Below are 22,009 nucleotides of genomic sequence, written 5' to 3'. Positions count from 1 at the left end.
ACTTAATTCTCATCTGCGTAATTCCAGTGCGCGCTGGACAGCGCGTGAGACACCACAATCGCAATTGAGCGACTCCGCGAAGAAAGCGCTACTGGGAGTCGTATTCACCGCCGCCGATCGGCAATTGGCGGCGGCCGGGCCACGCGAAACCGCCGCCGAGACCGCGGTGTTCGCCGCGGAGGTCGACTGGCGCAACCGCAATGGCAATCACGTCACCTCGGTCAAAGATCAGAAACTCTGCGGCTCATGCGTTTCGTTCTGCTGCACCGCGGTGGTGGAGTCGATGGCATCGATCGAGCACTCCCAACTGCTCGATCTGTCCGAAGCCGACTCGCATTTCAATTCCAATCACGGGCCGAGTTGCATCGGCTGGAACGCGACCGCCTGCATGGACCAGATGAAGAAACGCGGAGTCGTCGGAGACGATGCGCTGCCCTATATGAGCGCCTTCGACAATCCCCCGCAAATCGATCCGCGAAATAGTATGTGGAAACCGTATCGGCGGCCGACGCCCGATCGTCCCGCCACCCAGGTTTCCATCAGCACCCACGGCCTCGTCACCGATATCACCGCACGCAAGAACTATCTCAGCGAGACCGGGCCGTGCGCGGCATGCTTCGATGTCTACGATGACTTCTACTCCTACGGCTCCGGGGTGTATCACCATGTCAGCGGCGCGTTTCAGGGCGGGCACTGCGTGCAGGTCATCGGCTATTCCGAGGCCGAGCAATGCTGGATCGCGAAGAACTCCTGGGGCACCGGCTGGGGTATGTCCGGTTTCTTGAAGATCGCCTACGGTGAGTGCCGTTTCGACACCTACACCTTCGCCACGGCACAGGGTGTGAATCTGCCCGCGACCTTCGGCTGGAGTGGCTGGGAATCGCTCGGCGGTGTGCTGACCTCCAAGCCCGCCGCGGTGTCGTGGGGTCCGAACCGGATCGATGTCGTCGCGCGCGGTACCGATGCGGCCGTCTATCACCGCTGGTGGGACGGGGCCAGCTGGGGCGGCTGGGAAACGCTCGGTGGTGGACTGCAAGGCGGCCCGGCACTGTGCTCCTGGGCCTCGGGCCGACTCGATATGTTCGGCGCCGGGCACGACCATCAGCTGTATCACCGGTCGTTCCAAGGTGATTGGTCCGCCTGGGAGGCGCTGGGTGGTTTGGTGTCCTCGGATCCGGCGGCGGTGTCTTGGGGTCCGGACCGGATCGACGTCTTCGCCCGCGGGATGGATTCGGCCCTGTGGCATCTGTGGTGGGACGGCAGTCAGTGGGGTGGATGGGAAAACCTCGGGGGCGTACTCGATTCCGCTCCGGCCGCCGCCTCGTGGGCGGCCGATCGGCTCGATATCTTCGCCAAGGGCGCGAACAGCCAGCTCAATCACAAATGGTGGAACGGATCGAAGTGGAGCGAGTGGGAGAACCTCGGCGGCTATGTCGCCGGTGACCCGGCCGCGGTGTCCTGGGGCCCCGACCGCATCGACGTTTTCTATCCCGGCGTCGACTTCCGCCTGATGCACAAGTGGTGGGACGGCTCCCGATGGAGCGAGGAGGAGAGCCTGGGTGGCCAGCTCACCTCCGGAGTGGCCGCCGCCTCCTGGACGGCGGGCCGATTGGATTGCTTTGCCGAAGGCACGGATTCGGCCATGATCCACAAGTGGTTCGGATGACGATCACCGCCACCGTCGGGGCGGTCTTCGAGATCGCACTGAAGTCGACCCCGACCACCGGCTATCAATGGCACCCCACCAACCTCCCCACCCCCATCGAAGTCATGGAATCCACCTTCACACCGATTCCCGGCGGCGAGCCCGGAGACGGTGGCACACAACACTTCCGCCTGCGCGGCACCACCCGCGGCCACTATACGATCGAGTTCCGACTCGAGCGATCCTGGAACAGCACCGCGGTCGACACCCACACCACCGAAATCGACATCACCTGAACATGATCGGATGCGATGCAACCGGAAAAAGCGGTTCCAGGTCTACGCGCGAGCCCGGTTGGGAACGAGTCAGCTACGAGCCGATGACCCGCTCGGATCAGTGGTGAGGCGGGTTCGGAGGTGGTTGGCGAAGGATTGGGCTGCGTGGAGGTCGGCGGGGGTGGGGTGGGATTTGCGGATGCCGCCGAAGGGTTTGAAGGGGAGGAAGGTGTCCAGGGCTCGGCAGGAGAAGGTGTCCTGGACGTTGAAGCCCTTTTGTTCGAGGAGGGTTACCAGGGGGCGCGAGAAGCGGGTGCGGCCCTTGTCGGGAAAACCGCTGGTGGCGAAGACGAATGCCTTGGTTCCGGGGAATTGTGGGAGGCCCTCTATGAGATGCACGAGGGCGGGGTGGAATTTGCGGGTGAAGATGCCGGAGCCGAAGCCGATCAGGTCGTAGCCGAGCAGGTCGGTGGCGGTAACCGCATCGGGGGCAACCACTTCGGCGTTCAGGGTGGTCGCCATGGTGTCGGCGACTTTCTTCGTATTGCCGTGGGAGACCGATGTGCACACGATCAAGGTCTTCATGAGGGTCCCTCTCCGTTGTCGGGTCCGCGTGGTGCGGTCGACTCGGAGACACCGTCGGTGCTCCGCCCGTGACACGGATCGAATATGACCCGGGTCACAGCCCGTGTGGGTGCTCACCGGGCGTGGATGTGCGCGAAACCCATGGGAGAGGTGGGGGGTGGGACCGCGCCTACGGGGGCGCGGAATTCCTGGAGGGCGGGCAGGACGTCCACGTGGCGGGCCGCGTAGCAGCGGACCTGCGGCAGGGCGTGGGCCACCTCGGTGCGTTCGAGGGGTTCGGCGTCTATGTAGCCGACCTGTTCCAGATCCACGCCCAGGGTTTGGGCGATGCGGGTGATGGCGGCGGACTTCTTACCCCAGCCGACCTCGATCACCGCGAACCGGTCGTGCAGGCCGTGTTTGCGCAGTTGCGCGACGGTCCAGGCGAATTCACCGCGGCTGGCGACGGCATGCATGACGCCGCGCTCGCGCAGGATGCGCAGGGCGCGCACCGCCTCGGCACGCAGTGCGCCATCGGTCGAGTCGCAGACCACGCCGTCCCACAGGGAGTTGTCCACCTCCCAGACAAGACATTTCACAGTCGGTGTGTTCATCCTGCCCCTACAGTCTCCCAGCCTTCCCTCGCCGCGCGCGGGCGCGCTCGGGTCGGCAACCACATCCGGTACCACGGGTGCGGGGCGGCCCTCAGTTGTCCGAGAACCGCCCGGCCGTGACATCGTAGGTGCCGTCTGGGCCAATGTGCCACCGCTGGCAAATCCCGGACGCTGGCATCGCGGTGCCGATGATGCGAACGTGATGACCCGATGACCGCTGTTGACATGGACCGATACGATCGCGAGGAACGGAAAGGGGCGCGACCGATGCGGCAGCGCTGGAAACTATCGGGTGGCTTGCTCGCGCTGGCGCTCTCGCTGAGTGGTTGCGGGGCGGCCGAAGAGTCATCGCCGGTTATCGTCGGCTCGCTGAGCACGCTCGCCGCGGCCCCCGCCGCACCGGCCACCACCGCGACCGGACTACCCATCGCCGATCCGACACTCTCGCAGGCTCCCGCGGTCGACAACTATGCCGATCAGCCGCTCATCGATCGCACCGAGTGGACCGAGGCCGTCGACGGCCGCCGACTGCTCGTCTACCCCACCGACGCGGGCCGCAGGGACAACTTCCCGACCGCGGGCGAACGCGCCTGGCAGGAAGTGCTGGTCGACTCCCCCGACGCCGACACACCCGGTATGCGTGACCAATTCATCTGTCACTGGGAGTGGGCGCGCCTGGTGCAGCCCGATAAGCCGAGCTGGAATCTGGAGCCGTGGCGTTCGGCGGTCGGCTATCAGGAGACGGTGAACGCCATGTGCAATCCCGGCGGACCCGAACGCTGATATCTCGTTTCCGGCGGTAACGAGCCGGCCTACGAAACCGCTTGCCCGCGAGAACCTTCCAGCCGCGGCGAAAAAATGCGTATCGTTGGTTGCGTCCAGCGCGTACTCCTGAGAAGGGAGCGGCACGGTGCGGTCCTGTGCGCCTGCGTCCAACGCTCGGGATGCCGCGCTGTCCCGCCACATGTTCCCGGCGCTGCGCGAAACACAAGAGGTCTACCTGGATTCGGCGTCCACCACGCAGAAACCGGAGTCGGTGATCGCGGCGGTCGACGGCTATCACAGCGTGCGAACGGCCAATGCCGGGCGCGGGACCTATGCGTGGGCGACCAGTCTGACTCGCGAGATCGACGGTGTGCGCGAACGTATGGCCGGATTCATCGGCGCGCACCCCGATGAGGTGGTATTCACCGGCGGGTCGACGGCCGGATTCAATGCGGTCGCACTGTCGTGGGGGCTGACCAATCTGCGCGCGGGCGATGAAATCCTGTACAGCCCACGCGATCACGCGTCGAATGTGTATCCGTGGGCGCAGCTGCGGCAACTGCTGGCCGGATTCGGCCGCGCGATCGGACTGGTCCCGTATCGGGTGAACGAACTCGGTGAGGCCGACTCGGACGATATCGCCGCGAAGGTGACGCCGCGGACTCGGCTGATCGCGGTGAGTCATCTGCACCACGTGTTCGGCGCGCTCACCACGCTCGAGGAATTGCGCGGGCGGATAGACCCCTCGATCGCCCTGTGTTTCGACTGCAGCCAGAGCGGCGGGCATCTGCCGGTCGACGTGCGCGAACTCGACGCCGATTTCGCGGTATTCGCCGGACACAAAATGTTCGGTGCGCCCGGGACCGGGGTGCTGTATTGCCGCCGCCGACGCCACCCCGAACTCGCCCCATTTCTTCCGGGCGGCAATTCCGGTGTCTTCCTGGATGATTCCGGATTGCGCGCGGGCCCGATGCCGCAGCGCATGGAGGGCGGCACCCCCAATATCCCCGGTATCCTCGCCCTGGGCGCGGCCCTGGATGTGCTGGACAATCTCGGCCTGGACACCATCCGCACACACAATCGCGCACTCACCCAGCGCCTGATCACCGGCCTGCGCGCGATCCCCGGCCTGGACTTCCTGCCCGGTCCCGCCTACGCCCCCTGCGAAACCGGTTACGGCATAGTCTCTTTCACCCTCGCCGGGATCAGCGCCAATGACCTGGGCTTCGTCCTGGGTGAACTCGGTTTCCTGGTGCGCGCGGGCGCACACTGCGTACCGTCGAACAATGAACCGGGAGACGAGGATTCGGTGCGGGTGAGTACCCACATCTACAACACCTTCGACGAGATCGACCGCTTCACCCACAGTGTCGCCACGATTGCCGAGGAGGTCTCCTCATGACAACCAATGGTCACGAACCCCGCTACGACCGGCGCGCCGCCTCACGGGTGCTGGCCGTACTGGCCCGGCCGGGACTGTTCGAGGGGGCACCGAATACGGCGGGCAGAAGTGTCGAATACACCTGTGCGCCACTGCGTCCGGAGCCGGGATCGCATCTGACACTGTCGCAGCGCCTGTATCTGGAGCGGTTCATGCGACCGTGCCGGGCCGAGCAGGTCACCAGCGCCACCCATCGCATCGCCTGGACCGACAGCGACGGCATTCCCAATACCGGGCATTTCCACTCCGGCGGGCTGGGACCGATCGTGCCGATCGCCATGCGCGAGGCCGTACTGGCGCTGTGGCATCTCCTGGGCGCGAATACGGCGCTGGCGCAGCGTATCTCACGGCTCACCGAGCGTGAGCGCGATGTGCTGGCGGGCACCACCACCGATCATGAACCCCTCGATATCTACCGGGTCGGGATCGAGGCGTGCGGGCGCGCCCTGGCCCAGCACGCACTGCTGGCCCGCTGGACCCCCTATCGCACCCCGGTCGAATTCGCGCTCGGCATGCGTGATTCCGGCGTCTACGGTGCGGTCGCGACCCGCTGGTTCTGGGAATTGCAGGCCTCGAGCTACCGGCGCGGCATGATCGCGGTCACCCTGGCCACGCAACCCGATGGCACGGTGCGCTATTCGGCCGAATCGGTGGCGACGCTGCGCGCGATGAAGGATATGACCATCGAGGACGCGCACCGTGTCATGCGCCGCGCCACACTTACCGAGGGGCTCGGCATTCCCGAGGCCATCGCCAAGTATCACCACGAACTGGATCTGATCTCCCGGCAGTACGCGCTGCTGCCGCCCGGCACTCGCCCCGCCTGTCTGGCCGCCATGCCGCATCAACTCGACGGCGCGCACTACAGCCTGCTGCCGCTGGTGGTGGACCGTTTCACCGAGGTCTTCACCACCCTGGTCAGCCGATTGACCATTACCGAGGTGCCGGTCGAAACCGCCTCGGCCACCGCCGAACTCGCCGTCGAGGAACAGATCTTCTACGTGCCCGATATGACCTGTAAGCACTGTGTGCGCACCATAACCGGCGTCCTGGAGTCGATGGATATCGGCGTGCACGATATCGACCTGACCGCCAAGCGCGTCTGCGCCGAATTCCGCAGCCCGCGTAACCGGCAGCGCGCCTTCGAAGCGTTACGTGACAGTGGCTACAACCCCACGGTCGACCTGCCCGCGACGACCGAAACGCCGCTGCCCGCCACGGAATCGGCCGTATGACGGCTTCGGCTCCGCCGCGTCTGCCGGCGAAGATCGATCCGCTGGTGCGCGCGTTCCTGGCGGATCCCGCTGCCGCCGAGGCCGCGCTGACCGAGTTCGGCTCACCCGCGCACCTGGTGTTCCCGCAGGTATTCGCGGAGAACCTGGCGCGGTTACGAAGCGTGCTCGAGCGCGGGCTGCGGTATCGGATCTGCTACGCGAACAAGGTGAATCAGTCGCGGGCGTTCGTGCGCGCCGCCGAGCGAGCCGGGATCGCGATCGATGTCGCCTCGGCGGCGGAGCTGGCCGGGGCGGTGCGGGCGGGCTTCGAACCCGCGCGGATCGAGGTGACCGGTCCCAAGGGCGCGGAGTTCCTGCGCGATCTCATCGCCACCGGGGTCACCGTCAATGTCGACAATGTGTGGGAACTGCGCCGCATCGCCGAACTCGCCGGTGAGCACGCGAAAGTGCCGGTGCTGGTACGACTCTCCGGTTTCGCGGGCACACCGGTCAGCCGATTCGGCGTCCCGCTCGCCCAGGTCGACGAGGTCTTCGAGGTGCTGTGCGCACAGCGCGGCCGCATCCAGTTCCGAGGTTTCGCCTTCCATATCGACTCCGGTGAACCCGGTGAACGCCTGCGCGCGGTGGAAGCCTGTCTCGAGCTCACCGAACGCGCCTATCTCGAGGGGCTCTGCCCCGGCGTGCTCGATATCGGCGGCGGCTTCCGCCAGGTGTTCACCGATGACGCCGACGCCTTCGACGCCTACGTGCTGGCCCTTCGGGAATCTCTGCTCGGTCGCGGTGAGCCGATGGCGTGGGGCGGCAATACCTTCGGCTTCCACCTCGACGGCGGCGCCGTGCACGGCACACCCGTATTCCACAAGTACGCCAATACCGTTCCCGCCGATCGCATGCTCGCCGATCTGCTCGATGCCGGGCTCGAGGCGCAGGGCGGGCGCACCTTCGCGCAGGTCGCCGCCGAGAACCTGCTGGAGGTGTGGCTCGAGCCGGGTAAGGCGCTGGTCGATCATGCGGGAATCACCCTCGCACGGGTGGAGTTCGTCAAGGAGACGGCCGACGGCAGTGTGCTGGTCAATCTCGACCTCAGTCGCGATACCGTCACGCCCGCCGATCAGGAGGTGATGGTGGATCCGCTGCTGCTGCCCAATCCCGCGCACGCGCACGGCGATTCCGGGCCGATCGGGGTTTTCCTGGCCGGACGGTTATGCCTGGAACGCGATCTGATCACCAATCACAAGGTGTGGTTTCCGCGGCGCCCGCAGTCGGGGGATGTGATCGCATTCCCCAATACCGCTGCCTACCATATGGATTTATCGGCAGCGCGTGCGTCCATGCATCCACTGCCGGTCAAACTCGCTGTCGTGCGAGGGCCGAGCGGATTCCGGGTGTGCCGCGATGAGGAATTCGACGTCGCGGACCTGGATCGCGCATCGGCCGACTCGCAATGGCATGGGGTGCGGTAATGCGCTACGACCACATCACCGAACTCATCGGCAATACGCCGCTGCTGCGCCTGGACCCGGCCGTGCACGGACTCGAAAATATCGAGCTGTACGCGAAATTGGAGTTCTACAACCCGTTCGGCTCGGTGAAGGACCGCGTCGCCTGGGGCATGATCCGCGATGAACTCGACGATCTCGTCGACAGCGGGCAAACACTCATCGAGGCGTCCAGCGGCAACACCGCCAAGGCCCTGCGAATCCTGGGCGCCATGCACGGGATCGGATTGCGCGCGGTCACCAATCGCATCAGGGTGAGCGAGGTGCGTGAGCTGCTGCAGCTGTTCGGCACCGATATCGAAGAGCTGCCGGGCCTGTCGGAGTGCCCGGACCCGACCGCACCCAATGACGTGTACTCGGTGATCGAATCGACCATGGCCAAATCGCCCGGGTCCTGGCATCACCCGTCGCAGTACACCAGCGAGAAGAATATCGACGCTCACTACGAGGGCACCGGCCGCGAAATCCACGAGGACCTCGCCCGTGACGGCATCACTCGCGTGGACTATCTGATCGGCGGACTCGGCACCACCGGATCCACCCGCGGCGCGGCAACGTTTCTGCGCAAACACAATCCGGAGTTGAAGGCCGTCGCGGTGGTCTCCGAACGCGGCGACTTCATCCCGGGCATCCGCTCGGAGACCGAGATGTGGGATGTGGGTCTGTTCCAGCCGGACTTCTACGATCGCATTATCGCGGTCGAAGCCGGAATGGCAGTCGATGCAACGCTGGATCTGGCGACCCGCTACGGCGTACTCGCCGGACCCACCAGCGGAGCCACCTACGCCGCGGCCCTGGAACATTTGCGCACGGTGCGGGTTTCGCCCGAACAGCCGCAGACCGCGGTGTTCATCGTCTGCGATCGCATCGAGCCGTACCTGTCCTATATCCGCAAGCGCCGCCCCGAATTGTTCGGCCGCGCCCACCGTCCGGCCGCACCGGACGCCACCGAACTCGCCGACACCCCGGCCCTGTCCCCCGACGAACTCGAAACCCTGGACCGCGAATCGCGGCCCACCATCGTCGATACCCGAGGTGCCATGGCCTATCGCATCGCGCACGTGCCCGGTGCGATCAATATTCGGGACGATCAACTCGACGATATGCTCGCCCAGGGCGTCCCGTTCTCCCGCTCGCGCCCGGTCGTTTTCGTCTGCCCGGTCGGTGAGCTGTCCCTGCGGTTCGCGGCGATGGCACGCCGTGCCGGATATGAAGCGTCCAGTCTCGCAGGCGGAATCGCGGCCTGGCGGGACAGCGGTAAGCCGATGGAGTCCGCTCCACGCGCGCCCCGATGAGCTGTTAGCGCTGCGTACGGCACTCGCCGCGCCCGGTCGAGGCGTGGATTTCGCGGGACTGCCAGCACTGACACACCCCGCCGATGCGCGATTCGGACACTCGTCCTGGCACGATGAGCCTCGTGGAGTTGGCGTTCGGGCTCGTCGTGTTGGTGGCGGTAGCGGTCGCGTTGGCGGCGCTGGCCCGCCGAATGGATGTGGGTGAGCCCTTCGTGCTCACCGTCGCCGGGGTGCTGGCCTCCTATCTGCCGTTCGTGCCGGAGTTCGATATCGAACCCGAACTGGTGCTGCTGGGTTTGCTGCCGCCGCTGCTCTATACGACCGCCATTCGCACCTCGCTGATCGACTTCCGGCCCAAGAAGGTGTCGATCACGCTGTTGTCGGTGGGGTTGGTGCTGTTCACCGCGTTCGCGGTGGGCGGGGTCGTGTACTGGTTGCTGCCGGTGCCGTTCGCCGCGGCCATCGCCATCGGCGCGGTGGTGGCCCCACCCGATGCGGTCGCCGCGACGGCGGTCGCGCGCCGGGTCGGTATGCCGCGACGGATCGTGACCCTGCTCGAGGGTGAGTCGCTGTTCAACGACGCGACCGCCCTGGTGACCCTGCGGACCGCGATCGCGGCCATGGCCGGTGCGATCACCATCTGGGAGGCGGGCCTGGATTTCCTCGGCGCCGCCGGTGGTGGCGCGCTGCTGGGCGGGGTGGCGGCGCTGGTGCTGGCATTCCTGCGCCGCCGCATCAACGATCCGGTGCTCGATACCAGTGTTTCGCTGCTCGCGCCGTGGATCGCGTATCTGCCCGCCGAGGCGCTGCACGCCTCCGGGGTGATCGCGGTGGTCACCTGCGGTCTGATCCTGGGTCACGGTGCGCCGCACTGGCAGTCCGCGGCCTCGCGGATCGCCGAGCACACCAATTGGAGCACCATCCAGTTCCTGTTGGAGAGCGCGGTCTTCCTGATCATCGGCCTGCAGGTGCGCCATATCGTCGAGGACGCCTGGCACAGCGATCTGCCGCATCACTCGCTGCTGCTGGCCTGTGTGGGGGTATTGGCGGCGGTGATCCTGGCGCGCCCGATCTGGGTGTATCCGGCCACGTACTTCGCCTGGTCGATCGAGGGCAGGCGGCAGGGCAAGCCGAAACCGGCGTGGACCGGACCCGCGGTGGTGGCCTGGGCGGGTATGCGCGGTGTGGTCACCCTGGCCGCCGCGCTGCTGCTGCCCGCCGACACGCCGGAGCGCGCCACGCTGATTCTGCTGGCGGTCGTGGTGGTGGCCGGAACATTGCTGTTGCAAGGGCTCTCACTGCCGCTGCTGGTGCGGCTGCTGCGCCTGCACGGTCCGAGCCATGCCGAGGATCTGCTCCAGGAAGCCAATCTGCTGCAGCAGGCGACCGCCGCCGGGCTCGAGGCCCTGGAAGCCAATATCGGTGAGGAGACCCCGCCCGATATCGTCGACCAACTCCGCAATCAGGCGGTGGCGCGGGCGCAATCGGCGTGGGAGTTGTTGGGGCGCTCGGAATCCCAGCGCATCACCCCCAGTGGTGAATACCGGCGCCTGCGCCTGGCCATGCTCACCGCCGAACGCGAAACCGTGTTGCGCGTACGCGATGCGGGTCTGGTCGAACACGAGATCCTGCAGTCGGTGATGGCCACCCTCGACCTGGAGGAGTCAACCATCGTCCGCATTGCCGAGGCCGATGACGACGGCCGCGAGTTGCTCATGATCCCTACCGCTTCCGGCGGTTGCGAACATCTGCGCGAGGCCCCGCACACCAAGGTTCCCGATATGCCCGACGCCTGTGCCGAATGCCTGGACGAGGGCCTGGTCTGGGTGCACCTGCGCATGTGCCTGTCCTGCGGGCATGTCGCCTGCTGCGATTCCTCGCAGGGCAATCACGCCACCAAACACTTCAATAACACCGGCCATCCGGTCATGCGCAGTGTGGAGCCCGGCGAATCCTGGCGCTGGTGCTACGTGGACGAACTGCTCGGATAGCGCCCGGTTCGCAAGAGATCACGGAAGTGATTGCGCCCCAACCCTTTATGGAACGAGTAGTTCGATTCGCGCGTGTCGCGGCCCCTGAATGCCGACACTGGAGGTACGCGCTTTTTCGTGGCGCACCATTCAATTCACCCTTTCTCAGCGGAGATGGTCCTTATGACCCGATCGCGAAAACCAGTTCTCGCCCTGGGCGGAGTCGCCGCGGCAGCCGCGGCACTGGTGCTGGCCGCACCGAACGCCTCGGCCTATGTCACCAGCGTCACCGTATCGTCGGGGTCGAGTATCAATCTCGGCAGCGGCAACTACGGCACCAACTGCTCGTACACCGTCACCGTGAACGGCAGTCCGAACGAATACGTGTGGCTGTACGACAGCAGCAGCGCGACCTTCAGTCCACAGCAGCTCGGTCTGGGCAACGGCGGTACCGCGACCGCGACTTGGACACCGACCTCGACCGGGACGCATTACCTGCAGGCCTGGTCGTACAACGGCTCGCAGTGGGCGACGGCGCAGGTCGGCACCGGTATCAATCTGGGTTCGGCCTGCGTGGTCAGCTGAGCGGGCGCACACCGTATGCGCACGCCCCCGGCCGGGTGTGCGCATACCCCGCGTGCCGGGCACTACCCTTGACCCGGTGCAGACAGGCCAGCCCCCCTCCGACGCAGAACCCCGTATCTGGGGTGGAACCACCCTCACCGAACGCCGTGAGGCCCGCCGCGCGGCGTTGCTGGACGCCGCGCTCGATCTGATCGGTGAATCCGGGGCGGGCGCGGTCACCATGCGCGCGGTCTGCCGCACCGCCAATCTCACCGACCGGTACTTCTACGAAAGCTTCACCAGCCGAGACGAATTGCTCGATGTGCTGTACCGGCAGATCGCGGACGAATTCCTGGAGCCGATGACCGCGTTCGCGGTGGCCGACGATCCGACACGGGATCGGGCGCTCTCGCAGGTGCTGGTGGACAAGGTGCTCGAGGATCCGCGTAAATCGCGCCTGTTCCTGGTCGAGCCGTACTCCTCGACGGGGCTGGGTCAGACCACCATCTCGGTCATGCCCGCGTTCACGCGGTTGATCCAGGATCACCTGTTCGCGCATATCGATGATCCGGTGCGGCGGCGGCTGGCGGCGGTGACCATGGCCAGCGGTAACGCGGGCATGTTCTCGGCGTGGCTGAATGGGACGCTGCGCGCGACCCGGGATCAGATCGTCGATCATCTGGTCGCGACGATCGTGGCATATCGCTCGATGTATCGCTGATCTTCGGCGGCGAGAGCCTGGTCGCGCATCCCGAGGTGGCCGCTCGCACACTCGAATTCATCGCGCAGCACGAGGATGTACCCGCCGCGCGTCAGGTCATACGGTGCGGCCGAAGAGCTGGGCGGCCATGGCGAGGGCATTGTCCATGGTCGCGAAACCCTGGGGAGCATGAGGGTTTCGCAGGCGGCCACGGCCTCGATGACCGACTGCTCTCCGCGTGCGCGCGAAAGCAATTCGGCGGCAAGGGTTTCCGCTGATCGGTGTACATCGCGACGGTGTCGTCATCGGCGCCGCTGATATCGCGCACCAGAGCGAAGACCGCCGGTGGCAGACAGGCGCGTAGCGCGCGGTTACCATTGGGGTCGATATGGATGCGAAAGCCCTGATTGCGGATTCGCGGCGTCGGGTCCTGCTCGTGGACCGCGACATCGAAGCCGCCGCGCCGCAGGGCCTGTGCGAGCGCGAGTCCGCCGACTCCGGCGCCCGCGATGAGAATCCTTGGTGTTTGCGATATTTCGGTCATCCTTGCCGCTGCCGCCGAGTTCGGGGCATACGGGTACGCGGGTGCTCGCATCGGCGCCATCTCCGCGCGCGCGGGGGTGAACGTGCAGCTGATCTCGTCCTATTTCGATGGCAAAGAGGGGCTCTACCAGGCGGTTTCGCAGCAGTGGCAGGAGCGGCAACGCGATCTCGTCGCGCCCGGCACCCCACTGCCCGAACAACTGCGCACCTATGCCCTCGAGTCGCTGCACAATCCCGAGGGCGCGCGACTGCTCGCCTGGACCGGGTTGCAGTACACCGGCCCCGCCGACGATCCCGATCATGAGCCGCGCGCCCGCATGCTCACCGAGAGTGTCGAGGAGTTGCGCGCATTGCAGGACGCCGGTCAGCTGCCAGCTGATCTGGATCCGGCGTATCTGCTGGTCATGCTCATGGCCGCGGCCATGGCGCCGACCACGCTGCCCCATGTCGTCGAAGGCGTGTGCGGTGCGGATCCGCGCTCACCGGAGTTCCTGGCGCGCTTCGCCGACCAGCTCGCCACGCTCTCGCGTCACCTCGGCCTGGGCTGAATCGAACGCGCGGGTCGCCCGGATGGCGCGGACCGGGGCGGGCGCCCCGTCCAAACAGGTTTGCCGTCCTATTCACGCCACTGAGATCCAAGTCACAAAACTCTTGAACGCGCTGGTGATCGCGGGTCTCCGCACGCCCGCTCGCGGTTGCTCCCGTTTGCTGCCCGCCGTGCCGGGTACGCGAGGTTGTCATGCGCGGCGGAGAGCGTTTCCGGCGCGCGAGGGATTTTCGCGATCAGGGAAGAGAGGCGCGTGTGACAAGCCGCGACCCCAAATCCGGACAGCAGACCCGTTCGGTGGCCGCAGCGGCCATGGGCAATGCCACCGAGTGGTTCGACTACGGCGTGTACGCCGCGGCCGCCACCTACATCACCGCCGCGTTCTTCCCCGGACATCTCGGATCACTGGGCACCATGCTCGGTTTCGCGGTGTCGTTCGTGCTGCGGCCCTTGGGCGGCATGGTGTGGGGGCCGCTCGGTGACCGTGTCGGGCGAAAAGTGGTGCTGGCCACCACGATTCTGCTCATGGCGGCTGCGACCGGGGCCATCGGACTGCTGCCCAGCCATGCCACCGCGGGTGTGTTCGCGCCGATTCTGCTGATCACGCTGCGCGTGGTGCAGGGCTTCTCCACCGGTGGTGAATACGGCGGTGCGGCAACCTATCTCGCCGAAACCTGCAGTGATCGCAAGCGCGGATTCCTGGGCAGTTTCCTGGAGTTCGGCACGCTCGGCGGTTTCGTCGGCGGTTCGGCGGTGGTGCTGGCCTGCCAGCTGGCGCTGGGCTCGGACGCGATGTACGAGTGGGGCTGGCGGATCCCGTTCCTGCTCGCGGTGCCGCTGGGATTGATCGGCTGGTATCTGCGTTCGCGCCTGGACGAATCCTCGGTCTTCACCGAGGTGCAGACCGAGGAGCACCCGCCCACCGGCTTGCGGGTACTGCTCACCGACTACCGGCGTGAGCTGCTGACGCTGGCCGGGCTGGTGGTCGCGCTCAATATCGTGAACTACACCCTGCTCACCTATCAGCCCACCTACCTGCAGCACACGCTCGGGGTGGGCGAATCCACCACCACCGCGATGATGTTGGTCGGTCAGCTGATCATGATGCTGGCCCTGCCGTTCTTCGGCCACCTCTCCGATCGGGTCGGCCGCCGACCGGTTTGGCTGTACTCCCTGATCGGCCTGGCGGTTATGGCCATCCCGATGTACTGGCTGATGGGTCGCGGAATCGGCTGGGCCGTACTGGGTTTCGTCGTCGTGGGCCTGCTCTACATTCCCCAGCTGGCCACCATCTCGGCCACCTTCCCGGCGATCTTCCCCACCCAGGTCCGCTACGCCGGTTTCGCCCTGGGCTACAACGTCTCCACCGCCGTCTTCGGCGGCACCGCGCCGCTGGTGAACGAGGCGGTCATCGAAGGCACCGGCTGGACCCTGTTCCCCGCGATATACATGGTCGGCGCGTGCGCCATCGGCCTGGTGGCCTGGTCGTTCCTGCGCGAAACCGCGGGCGCCTCGCTGCGCGGCACCGATGTGCCGATCACCGACGAGATCCCGGCCGTGCCGCTGTTGGTGCCCGCGGTGCGCGACCCGTTGGGGGCCTGAAGCAGTCCCGATACCGCACATCCGTCCGTCCGGTCGCGGGGAGGCGGCGCACGATGGAGGGATGCGCAGCGCACATCTTCGTCCCGTCGAACGACTACGACCGCGCCGATCCGGGCATTCCGGAATCCTGGCCGTGATCACGGGTGCGGCGCTGGCCGTCGGCACGGTGGCGGGCTGCTCCGGCAGCGAGTCGACTCGGCCGTCCGGTTCCGCGGTGGTGGCAAGCGCTACCGCGCCGAGTCGCCCCTCCGGTGTGATCGATCTCGAGGGTGGCCAGGACCTCGTACAGGGGATCGAGGTGCCGTGGGGGCTGGCGTTCCTGCCCGAGGGCGGGGTGTTGGTCGCCGAGCGTGACTCCGGGGCGATTCTGCGAGTGCGGGCGGGAGTTCCGGCGGAGCGGGTGTATCAGGTGCCGGGGGTGGCAGCGGCCGGAGAGGGTGGACTGCTCGGGCTCGCGGTATCGCCGCAGTACCGCGAAAACGGTTATGTCTACGCGTATTTCACCGCGGCCGCGGACAATCGCATCGTGCGATTCCGACTCGGCGGGCAGCCCGAGGTGCTGTTCTCCGGCATCGCGAAGGCATCGAATCACAATGGCGGGCGAATCGCGTTCGGACCGGACGGGATGCTGTACGTGGGCACCGGCGACGCGGGTTCGCGGACCGCATCGCAGGATCCGGCGAGCCCGAACGGCAAGATCCTGCGCCTGACATCCGAAGGCCGCCCCGCACCGGGTAATCCGACCCCCGGCTCACCGGTGTACACCCTCGGCCACCGCAATGTGCAAGGGCTGGACTGGGATTCGGCGGGCCGCCTGTTCGCCGCCGAGTTCGGCCAGAACCGCTTCGACGAGATCAACCGCATCGAACCCGGCCACAATTACGGCTGGCCGGAGGTGGAGGGCATCACCGACACCCGCTCCGGCCGATTCACCAACCCCCTGCTCACCTGGTCCCCCGCCGACGCCTCACCCTCGGGTATCGCCATCACCGCGAACACCCTGTACGTGGCGGCCCTACGCGGCGAACGACTCTGGACGATCCCGCTTCACGCCGACGGCACCCTCGGTGACCCGTCCGCACAGTTCGCCGCGCGGTTCGGCCGCCTGCGCACGGTCGCGGTCGCCCCGGACGGCGCACTGTGGCTGACGACCTCGAACACCGACGGCCGCGGCGGCCCCCACCCCGGCGACGACCGCGTCATCCGGTTCCCGTCCCGCTGAACGGACGCACTGCCGGTCGCTCGATCACCAGGAACGGGTGGTCGATCCATCTCGGAGATCCGACCGTCATTTCCTGGGGATCGGCTGTCCGGCAACTGCTTTCACGTCAGGAAGCCAGGGCCAGGCGCGGGCGCGCGGTGGTGCGCGCGGGGGTGGCGTGGGAGATCAGGCGGGTCAGGGCCGCCGCGACGCGGGCGGGTTGTTCCTGGATCACCGAGTGGCCGGCGCCGTCGATCAGTACCAGGTCGGCGTAGTCGATGGCGGTGGCCATGGCGATCGAGTGCGCGGGCGGGGTCATCAGATCGGCGGTGCCGCACAGGATCAGGGTGGGGATCGCCGACAGGGCCGCCAGCGCGTCGCTGCGGTCGTAGCTGGTGAAGGCGCGCAGGTACGCGGACATGGTCACGATGGGGGTGGGGTTGTGTACGGCGTTGGCCAGGGTGAGCATGCGCGGGTCGATGCTGCGCTCGCCGGATTGGGCGGTCCGCACGATCGGCGCGAAAGCCTTACCCGCCAACAGTTTCGCGTGATGCATCAGGGTGGGTGCGTAGCGCACCGCGGCGTGGAACAGTGAGATGACCGGATGGCGCAGCAGGCGGCCGATACCGGTGTCGGCCAGGCCGCTGGCGGTGGTGGCGATGAGGCCGACCCCGGTGATACGGGTGCCGATCTCCCGCGGGTGCTGGCTGATGTAGGTCAGTGCGGCCATCCCGCCCATCGAGTGACCGACCAGCACGACCGGTCCGGTGGGTACGCGGGCGTCCAGGACATCGCGCAGGTCGTGGCCGAGCTGCTCGAGGGTGTAGGTGCGCCAGGGCGCGGTGGCCGAGTCACCGTGCCCGCGATGGTCGTAGCACACGACCCGGGCCCGGGGATACTGCCGCAGCAGCGCGTCGCGGATGCGGGTCCACAGCTCGCCGCGGCTGCAATGTCCGTGCAGCAGAACAACTGTCAGCTCCGCGTCCCGCGGCCCGTACTCGCGTACCGCGAGCTCCACCCCGTCCCGGGTCCGGACCGTGACACGACCGGGCGTCGAGTGGGCGAAGGTGCTGGCGATCGGCATGGGTTCAGTCTTCGCTGCCGCGGGCGCGCGTGGCAGTGCCCCGAGTGTTGAGCAATCCGCCCGCAGGTGGCAGAGATCCCCACCTAGGTGGGGGCCGGAAAATGGCTGGTGGCATGCCCCTTTTCCGATCACCATTGACATATGCAGGTAAATACCTGCATGATTTGGGACGTGCAAGACGAACCGGATCTGGACCTGGTCTTCAAAGCGCTCGCCGACCCGACGCGGCGGCTGGTGCTGGATCGACTGCGCGAACACAACGGGCAGACCCTGCGCGAACTGTGCGAGCGGGTGCAGATGGCCCGCCAGTCGCTGACCCAGCACGTGGACATCCTGGTGCGGGCCGGACTCGTCACCGTGCTGCGGCGCGGCCGCGAACGGGTGCACTACATCAATCCGGCCCCCATCCACGACATCGAACAGCGCTGGATCTCCAGCTTCGATCGACCCCGCCTGAACCTGATCAGCGCCATCAAGAACCGAGCAGAGGAGTACGCCATGACCACGACCATCCCCGATTTCGTGTACGTCACCTACATTCACGCCAGCGCCGAACAGGTCTGGCAGGCGTTGACCGACGCCGAACTCACCTCCCAGTACTGGTTCCACGAGAACATCTCCGATTGGCAGGTCGGCTCGCAGTGGGAGCACCGGCGGGCCGACGGCTCGGGCGTGAACGATGTGGTCGGCAAGATCCTCGAGGCGACCCCGCCGACCCGCCTGGTGCTCACCTTCGAGGATTCCCCGGAAGAAGAACGCGACCCCTCGGTGGTCACCTTCGAGGTCGACCCGCACATCGATATCGTGCGCCTGACCGTCACCCACACCAATCTGCCGAATCAGGAAATGCTGCAGGGCATTTCCAGTGGCTGGCCCGCGGTGCTGGCCAACCTCAAATCCCTGCTCGAGACCGGCAAGGTGCTCCCCCAGGCGCCGTGGGAAATGTCCCGCGCCCACTCCTGATCCCGCATCCCACCAAGGACACGCTCATGCTCGACACCACCGCCCTGCGCGCGGCCTACCGCGCCCTGCTCGATGCGGCCGCCACGGTCGCCGACGCACCACACCGGCTCACACCCCCGGCCGGGGAATGGAACGCCGATCAGATCCTGGCCCACGTCTCACTGCTGACCGCGACCACGATCGCCACCGCCTCCGCCGTGGCCGCGGGCCGGCACACCAGCTACGACAACCGCCTGTCCCTGGACACCTGGACCATCGCCAATGTCATCGCCCTGACCGGTGACAACACGGCTTTGCGGGAGCGGGTGCGCCAGCAGGGCGAGGCGCTCTGCGCCCTTGGTGGCGCGGGCCTGACCGACCGGGAACTGGACACCCTGGTCCCGACCCGTCTGCTCTCGGCGCACACCCTGCTGCTGGATCAGCCGCTCGCACTGCGCGATCTGTTCGGCGGACTCACCGACTCCGAGCTTCCCGGTCATACCGATCAGCTGCTGGCACTGCTGCCCGCCCCGGTCGCCGCCTGACAGACCGCGCTCGTAGCTACGAATAGCATTGCCCTGCTTAACATTTCACGCCACCCCGAACTGCCGTGGGCCATCCGATATGGCCCACGGCGGTTTTCGTGCGCACAGTTGCGCCGGTCACAGGAGTTGCCGGATCCGGCTGTTCGGGTGTTTACTCGCTGACGCAAGGTGCCGTCGTTAGCTGAGGCTCCTCCGCGGATACAGGCCGGCGACCCCGAACGTCGAGAGACGCCCCGGGTCAGGACAGGTCTCCCCGAGATAAGGGGTGATCCCGACCGGCTCCCACACTCGCTGTGGGTTACGCCGTGGAGTGCTGAAGGTCTTACGAGGGGTGGCTACCGTTCCGGCGATCCGCGCCGGATTCCACTCTCCCTCGGCACGTGTGCGCAACGGCGTGGAGGTGATTGTCGTGCCCGATGGATCGGACAGAGTTCCGTTAGCCAATCGTTCACCAGGTGACACTCACCCCTTGCGCTGCCCGCTGGTTTCCACGCGGTAGCGTCCGTTCACGAGTGCGCCGACCTCTATTTTCGGAGGGCGTCATGACCACGTGGGAAATGCTGCTTCGACTCGGCGCGGGCGTCGGGTTCGGCGCGGTGATCGGATTCGAACGCCAGTACCGCGCACGCATGGCCGGACTGCGCACCAACGCGCTCGTGGCCGCGGGCGCGACCCTGTTCGTGCTGTTGTCCGCGCACGGCTTCAACGGTGCCGATGCGGACCCGACTCGTGTTGCGGCACAAATCGTTTCGGGTATCGGCTTCCTGGGCGCGGGTGTCATCCTGCGCGACGGGTTCAATATTCGCGGACTCAATACCGCGGCCACGCTGTGGTGTGCGGCGGCGGTCGGCGCGCTGGCCGGTGCGGGCATGTACAGCACCGCGGCCGCGGGCACGGTGGCCGTGGTGGTGGTCAATACCGCCCTGCGCACCGCCGCGCGCGCGGTGGATCGCCCCCACGACGGGGCCGATGAGGCGCTGTACGCGTTCACCGCCCGCACCGATGACGCACACGAGGCTGCTGTGCGTTCGCTACTGGTGCAGTCGCTGGCCCGCACGGACTTCCGGCTGGTGTCGATCTCGAGCCACAATATCGAGCCCAATCGGGTCGAGGTGCGCGCGGAGTTGACCGGGGACCGCCGCGACGACCGGCAGATGGAGTCCGCGGTGAGCCGGTTGAGCCTGGAACCGTCGGTGACCAGCGTGGGCTGGCGCACCGTGCCGCAGGCGGAGGTGGAGGCGTGAGCACCACCTACCCCACCCGCGGTGTGCTGGATCGTCCGCGCTCACGCTGGGCCGATATCGCGGTCTTCGCGGGCGCGGCGATCGCGATCTGGATCGCGGTACGCGTCTCGGCGGGAATGAACGTGCCCTTCGAGCACGCCGGCGCACCGTCCTCGATCTCCACCGATCCGGCCGAGCTGCCCTACTACGCGGTGCGTTCGCTGCTGCGCATGTTCGTGGCGCTGGGCTTGTCGATCGTGTTCACCTTCGTCTTCGCCACCGCCGCGGCGCGATTGCCGCGCGCGGAGAAGATCATGCTGCCGCTGCTGGATATTCTGCAGTCGGTGCCGATCCTGGGTTTCCTGTCGGTGACGGTGACCGGGTTCATCGCCCTGTTCCCGGGTTCGTCGCTGGGGTTGGAGGCGGCGTCGATCTTCGCGATCTTCACCTCCCAGGCCTGGAATATGGCGTTCGCGTTCCACCACAGCCTGGTCTCACAGCCGCGCGAGCTCGATGAGGCCGCCCGGAACCTGAGATTGTCGCGCTGGCAACGGTTCTGGCGACTCGATGTGCCCAGTGGGATGTTCCCGCTGGTGTGGAACGCGATGATGAGTTTCGGTGGCGGCTGGTTCTTCCTGACCGCGGCCGAGGCGATCAGCGTCAACAACCGCGAGTACGCGCTACCGGGCATCGGGTCCTATGTCGCGTCCGCGGCCGCCGAAAGCGATACGGGCAGAATCCTTTGGGCTGTGCTCACCATGATCGTGATGGTGCTGGGGCTCAATATCGCGTTCTGGCGGCCGATCACGGTGTGGGTGGAGCGTTTCCGGTACGAGGACTCCGAGGCCGCGAACGCCCCCCGCAGTCTGGTGCTGGATCTGTTGCGGCGCTCGCATATTCCGCTGCTGCTGGGCCGGGTGCTCGGTCCGCTGATCCATCCGATGGACCGGATCATGCGGGTCTTCGGTCTGGCCGAACATCAGCTGTACGTACCCGAGAAGCGCCGCCGCGCCAACGATGCGCTGTTCACCGCGATCACCGTCATCGCATTGGCGGTGGGCTGTTTCTACATGCTGCGCTATATCGGCTCCACCGTCGGTTTCGAGGAGCTCGCGCACGCGGCCTATCTGGGTTCGATCACCCTTTCGCGGGTGGTCGTGGTGCTGATCTTCGCGACGCTGATCTGGGTGCCGGTCGGGGTGTGGATCGGGTTGAACCCCAAGGTGTCCCGGCTCGCGCAGCCGATCGTGCAGGTGCTGGCGAGCTTCCCGGCCAACTTCCTGTTCCCGCTGGTCGGGGCGGTGCTGGTGGCCACGAGCGCGAGCCTGCAGTGGGCGGGCATCCTGCTCATGGCATTGGGCGCGCAGTGGTACATCCTGTTCAACGTGATCGCGGGCGCCGCCGCGGTCCCCAATGATCTGCGCGAAGCCGCGGCGAATCTGCGACTGCCGCGAATCCTGTGGTGGCGCAGGCTGATTCTGCCCGCCGTCTTCCCCAGCTATGTCACCGGTGCGATCACCGCGGCGGGCGGGGCGTGGAACGCCTCCATCGTCGCCGAGATCGTCACCTTCGGCTCCACCACGCTCACCGCCACCGGTTTGGGCGCGTACATCACCGAGGCCACCACCGCCGGTGACAGCCCGCGCATTCTGGTCGGCGTGCTCGTCATGAGCGCCTATGTGGTCGGGCTCAATCGAATCTTCTGGCGCCGCCTCTACACCCTGGCCCAGCGCCGCTACTCGCTCTGACAAGGAG

Annotated in this window: 21 protein-coding genes and 1 riboswitch; of the genes, 17 read left to right on the top strand and 4 right to left on the bottom strand. The window is 66.7% G+C overall.

The genetic code is table 11. The annotated features are described in order from the left end of the window. The first annotated feature begins 64 nt into the window (after nucleotides 1-64). Both OHB26_RS29995 and OHB26_RS29990 read left to right on the top strand, forming a co-directional pair. The gene (locus OHB26_RS29995) at nucleotides 65-1,666 is read left to right on the top strand and encodes a C1 family peptidase (RefSeq protein ID WP_330180610.1); all 1,602 of its coding nucleotides are present in this window, start codon (nucleotides 65-67) and stop codon (nucleotides 1,664-1,666) included. Then, nucleotides 1,663-1,941 carry a protease inhibitor I42 family protein gene (locus tag OHB26_RS29990; RefSeq protein WP_330185825.1) on the top strand — a complete coding sequence of 93 codons (279 nt, stop codon included), beginning with the start codon at nucleotides 1,663-1,665 and terminating at the stop codon, nucleotides 1,939-1,941. The genes OHB26_RS29995 and OHB26_RS29990 overlap by 4 nt, the downstream gene beginning before the upstream one ends. A 69-nt stretch (nucleotides 1,942-2,010) precedes the next feature. On the opposite strand, the gene OHB26_RS29985 is transcribed toward OHB26_RS29990, so the two are convergent. Further along, a complete protein-coding gene (locus OHB26_RS29985) occupies nucleotides 2,011-2,505 on the bottom strand; it encodes a flavodoxin family protein (protein ID WP_330180609.1) in 495 nt (164 codons plus the stop codon). Nucleotides 2,506-2,618: 113 nt separating this feature from the next. Beyond that, entirely contained in the window at nucleotides 2,619-3,098 is a 480-nt protein-coding gene (locus OHB26_RS29980) for a hypothetical protein (protein WP_330180608.1), read from the bottom strand. Nucleotides 3,099-3,365: 267 nt separating this feature from the next. On the opposite strand from OHB26_RS29980, the gene OHB26_RS29975 reads away from it, so the two are divergent. From OHB26_RS29975 to OHB26_RS29940, 8 genes are all read left to right on the top strand, one after another. After that, nucleotides 3,366-3,881 carry a DUF2599 domain-containing protein gene (locus OHB26_RS29975; protein WP_330180607.1) on the top strand — a complete coding sequence of 172 codons (516 nt, stop codon included), beginning with the start codon at nucleotides 3,366-3,368 and terminating at the stop codon, nucleotides 3,879-3,881. A 127-nt stretch (nucleotides 3,882-4,008) separates the two neighbouring features. Beyond that, a complete protein-coding gene (locus OHB26_RS29970) occupies nucleotides 4,009-5,265 on the top strand; it encodes an aminotransferase class V-fold PLP-dependent enzyme (RefSeq protein WP_330180606.1) in 1,257 nt (418 codons plus the stop codon). Next, on the top strand, nucleotides 5,262-6,539 hold the full coding sequence (locus OHB26_RS29965) for a heavy-metal-associated domain-containing protein (RefSeq protein WP_330180605.1): 1,278 nt from the start codon (nucleotides 5,262-5,264) through the stop codon (nucleotides 6,537-6,539). Before OHB26_RS29970 ends, OHB26_RS29965 begins: the two co-directional genes overlap by 4 nt. Continuing rightward, complete coding sequence (locus tag OHB26_RS29960; protein WP_330180604.1) at nucleotides 6,536-8,002, top strand: alanine racemase; 1,467 nt, start codon at nucleotides 6,536-6,538, stop codon at nucleotides 8,000-8,002. The genes OHB26_RS29965 and OHB26_RS29960 overlap by 4 nt, the downstream gene beginning before the upstream one ends. Next, on the top strand, nucleotides 8,002-9,333 hold the full coding sequence (locus OHB26_RS29955; RefSeq protein WP_330180603.1) for a pyridoxal-phosphate dependent enzyme: 1,332 nt from the start codon (nucleotides 8,002-8,004) through the stop codon (nucleotides 9,331-9,333). The genes OHB26_RS29960 and OHB26_RS29955 overlap by 1 nt, the downstream gene beginning before the upstream one ends. A 113-nt stretch (nucleotides 9,334-9,446) precedes the next feature. Further along, entirely contained in the window at nucleotides 9,447-11,324 is a 1,878-nt protein-coding gene (locus tag OHB26_RS29950; RefSeq protein WP_330180602.1) for a Na+/H+ antiporter, read from the top strand. A 162-nt stretch (nucleotides 11,325-11,486) separates the two neighbouring features. Then, complete coding sequence (locus tag OHB26_RS29945) at nucleotides 11,487-11,888, top strand: hypothetical protein (RefSeq protein ID WP_330180601.1); 402 nt, start codon at nucleotides 11,487-11,489, stop codon at nucleotides 11,886-11,888. A gap of 76 nt (nucleotides 11,889-11,964) precedes the next feature. Then, complete coding sequence (locus OHB26_RS29940) at nucleotides 11,965-12,588, top strand: TetR/AcrR family transcriptional regulator (protein WP_330180600.1); 624 nt, start codon at nucleotides 11,965-11,967, stop codon at nucleotides 12,586-12,588. 91 nt (nucleotides 12,589-12,679) lie between these two features. Here OHB26_RS29940 and OHB26_RS39775 read toward each other — a convergent pair whose 3' ends face one another. Further along, a complete protein-coding gene (locus OHB26_RS39775) occupies nucleotides 12,680-13,111 on the bottom strand; it encodes an FAD-dependent oxidoreductase (RefSeq protein WP_442942744.1) in 432 nt (143 codons plus the stop codon). On the opposite strand from OHB26_RS39775, the gene OHB26_RS29935 reads away from it, so the two are divergent. The 3 genes from OHB26_RS29935 to OHB26_RS29925 all read left to right on the top strand — a co-directional run bounded on the left by OHB26_RS29935 (nucleotide 13,077) and on the right by OHB26_RS29925 (nucleotide 16,481). After that, nucleotides 13,077-13,658 (top strand): TetR/AcrR family transcriptional regulator, encoded by a 582-nt coding sequence (locus OHB26_RS29935; protein WP_330180599.1) that lies wholly within the window; start codon nucleotides 13,077-13,079, stop codon nucleotides 13,656-13,658. The two genes, OHB26_RS39775 and OHB26_RS29935, sit on opposite strands and share 35 nt — an antisense overlap. 311 nt (nucleotides 13,659-13,969) lie before the next feature. Continuing rightward, the gene (locus OHB26_RS29930; protein WP_330185824.1) at nucleotides 13,970-15,259 is read left to right on the top strand and encodes an MFS transporter; all 1,290 of its coding nucleotides are present in this window, start codon (nucleotides 13,970-13,972) and stop codon (nucleotides 15,257-15,259) included. Between the two features lie 61 nt (nucleotides 15,260-15,320). Continuing rightward, a complete protein-coding gene (locus tag OHB26_RS29925; protein WP_330180598.1) occupies nucleotides 15,321-16,481 on the top strand; it encodes a PQQ-dependent sugar dehydrogenase in 1,161 nt (386 codons plus the stop codon). Nucleotides 16,482-16,587: 106 nt separating this feature from the next. Here the strand turns inward: OHB26_RS29925 and OHB26_RS29920 are convergent, their stop codons facing one another. After that, the gene (locus OHB26_RS29920) at nucleotides 16,588-17,544 is read right to left on the bottom strand and encodes an alpha/beta fold hydrolase (RefSeq protein ID WP_330180597.1); all 957 of its coding nucleotides are present in this window, start codon (nucleotides 17,542-17,544) and stop codon (nucleotides 16,588-16,590) included. A gap of 195 nt (nucleotides 17,545-17,739) precedes the next feature. Between OHB26_RS29920 and OHB26_RS29915 the strand changes: the two genes are divergently transcribed. From OHB26_RS29915 to OHB26_RS29900, 4 genes are all read left to right on the top strand, one after another. After that, complete coding sequence (locus OHB26_RS29915) at nucleotides 17,740-18,507, top strand: ArsR/SmtB family transcription factor (RefSeq protein ID WP_330185823.1); 768 nt, start codon at nucleotides 17,740-17,742, stop codon at nucleotides 18,505-18,507. Then, on the top strand, nucleotides 18,480-19,031 hold the full coding sequence (locus OHB26_RS29910) for a hypothetical protein (RefSeq protein ID WP_330180596.1): 552 nt from the start codon (nucleotides 18,480-18,482) through the stop codon (nucleotides 19,029-19,031). Before OHB26_RS29915 ends, OHB26_RS29910 begins: the two co-directional genes overlap by 28 nt. 166 nt (nucleotides 19,032-19,197) lie before the next feature. Next, nucleotides 19,198-19,371, top strand: a riboswitch (M-box (ykoK) riboswitch). A gap of 202 nt (nucleotides 19,372-19,573) precedes the next feature. After that, nucleotides 19,574-20,275: an MgtC/SapB family protein gene (locus OHB26_RS29905; protein WP_330180595.1), complete on the top strand. Its 702-nt coding sequence runs from the start codon at nucleotides 19,574-19,576 to the stop codon at nucleotides 20,273-20,275. Next, nucleotides 20,272-22,002: an ABC transporter permease gene (locus OHB26_RS29900; protein ID WP_330180594.1), complete on the top strand. Its 1,731-nt coding sequence runs from the start codon at nucleotides 20,272-20,274 to the stop codon at nucleotides 22,000-22,002. The genes OHB26_RS29905 and OHB26_RS29900 overlap by 4 nt, the downstream gene beginning before the upstream one ends. Nucleotides 22,003-22,009: the final 7 nt, after the last annotated feature.

Origin of the sequence: Nocardia sp. NBC_01503 (assembly GCF_036327755.1) — a bacterium.
Lineage (GTDB): Bacteria > Actinomycetota > Actinomycetes > Mycobacteriales > Mycobacteriaceae > Nocardia.
This window is presented reverse-complemented; position numbering and strand designations above follow the sequence as displayed.

Excerpts from the sequence above, each read along its gene's own strand:
- OHB26_RS29930 (WP_330185824.1), top strand. The coding sequence starts at position 13,970 with ATGGGCAATGCCACCGAGTGGTTCGACTACGGCGTGTACGCCGCGGCC.
- OHB26_RS29965 (WP_330180605.1), top strand. The coding sequence starts at position 5,262 with ATGACAACCAATGGTCACGAACCCCGCTACGACCGGCGCGCCGCCTCA.
- OHB26_RS29935 (WP_330180599.1), top strand. The coding sequence starts at position 13,077 with ATGAGAATCCTTGGTGTTTGCGATATTTCGGTCATCCTTGCCGCTGCC.
- OHB26_RS39775 (WP_442942744.1), bottom strand. The coding sequence starts at position 13,111 with ATGACCGAAATATCGCAAACACCAAGGATTCTCATCGCGGGCGCCGGA.
- OHB26_RS29950 (WP_330180602.1), top strand. The coding sequence starts at position 9,447 with ATGAGCCTCGTGGAGTTGGCGTTCGGGCTCGTCGTGTTGGTGGCGGTA.
- OHB26_RS29955 (WP_330180603.1), top strand. The coding sequence starts at position 8,002 with ATGCGCTACGACCACATCACCGAACTCATCGGCAATACGCCGCTGCTG.
- OHB26_RS29985 (WP_330180609.1), bottom strand. The coding sequence starts at position 2,505 with ATGAAGACCTTGATCGTGTGCACATCGGTCTCCCACGGCAATACGAAG.
- OHB26_RS29905 (WP_330180595.1), top strand. The coding sequence starts at position 19,574 with ATGACCACGTGGGAAATGCTGCTTCGACTCGGCGCGGGCGTCGGGTTC.
- OHB26_RS29920 (WP_330180597.1), bottom strand. The coding sequence starts at position 17,544 with ATGCCGATCGCCAGCACCTTCGCCCACTCGACGCCCGGTCGTGTCACG.
- OHB26_RS29975 (WP_330180607.1), top strand. The coding sequence starts at position 3,366 with ATGCGGCAGCGCTGGAAACTATCGGGTGGCTTGCTCGCGCTGGCGCTC.
- OHB26_RS29960 (WP_330180604.1), top strand. The coding sequence starts at position 6,536 with ATGACGGCTTCGGCTCCGCCGCGTCTGCCGGCGAAGATCGATCCGCTG.
- OHB26_RS29990 (WP_330185825.1), top strand. The coding sequence starts at position 1,663 with ATGACGATCACCGCCACCGTCGGGGCGGTCTTCGAGATCGCACTGAAG.
- OHB26_RS29945 (WP_330180601.1), top strand. The coding sequence starts at position 11,487 with ATGACCCGATCGCGAAAACCAGTTCTCGCCCTGGGCGGAGTCGCCGCG.
- OHB26_RS29925 (WP_330180598.1), top strand. The coding sequence starts at position 15,321 with ATGCGCAGCGCACATCTTCGTCCCGTCGAACGACTACGACCGCGCCGA.
- OHB26_RS29980 (WP_330180608.1), bottom strand. The coding sequence starts at position 3,098 with ATGAACACACCGACTGTGAAATGTCTTGTCTGGGAGGTGGACAACTCC.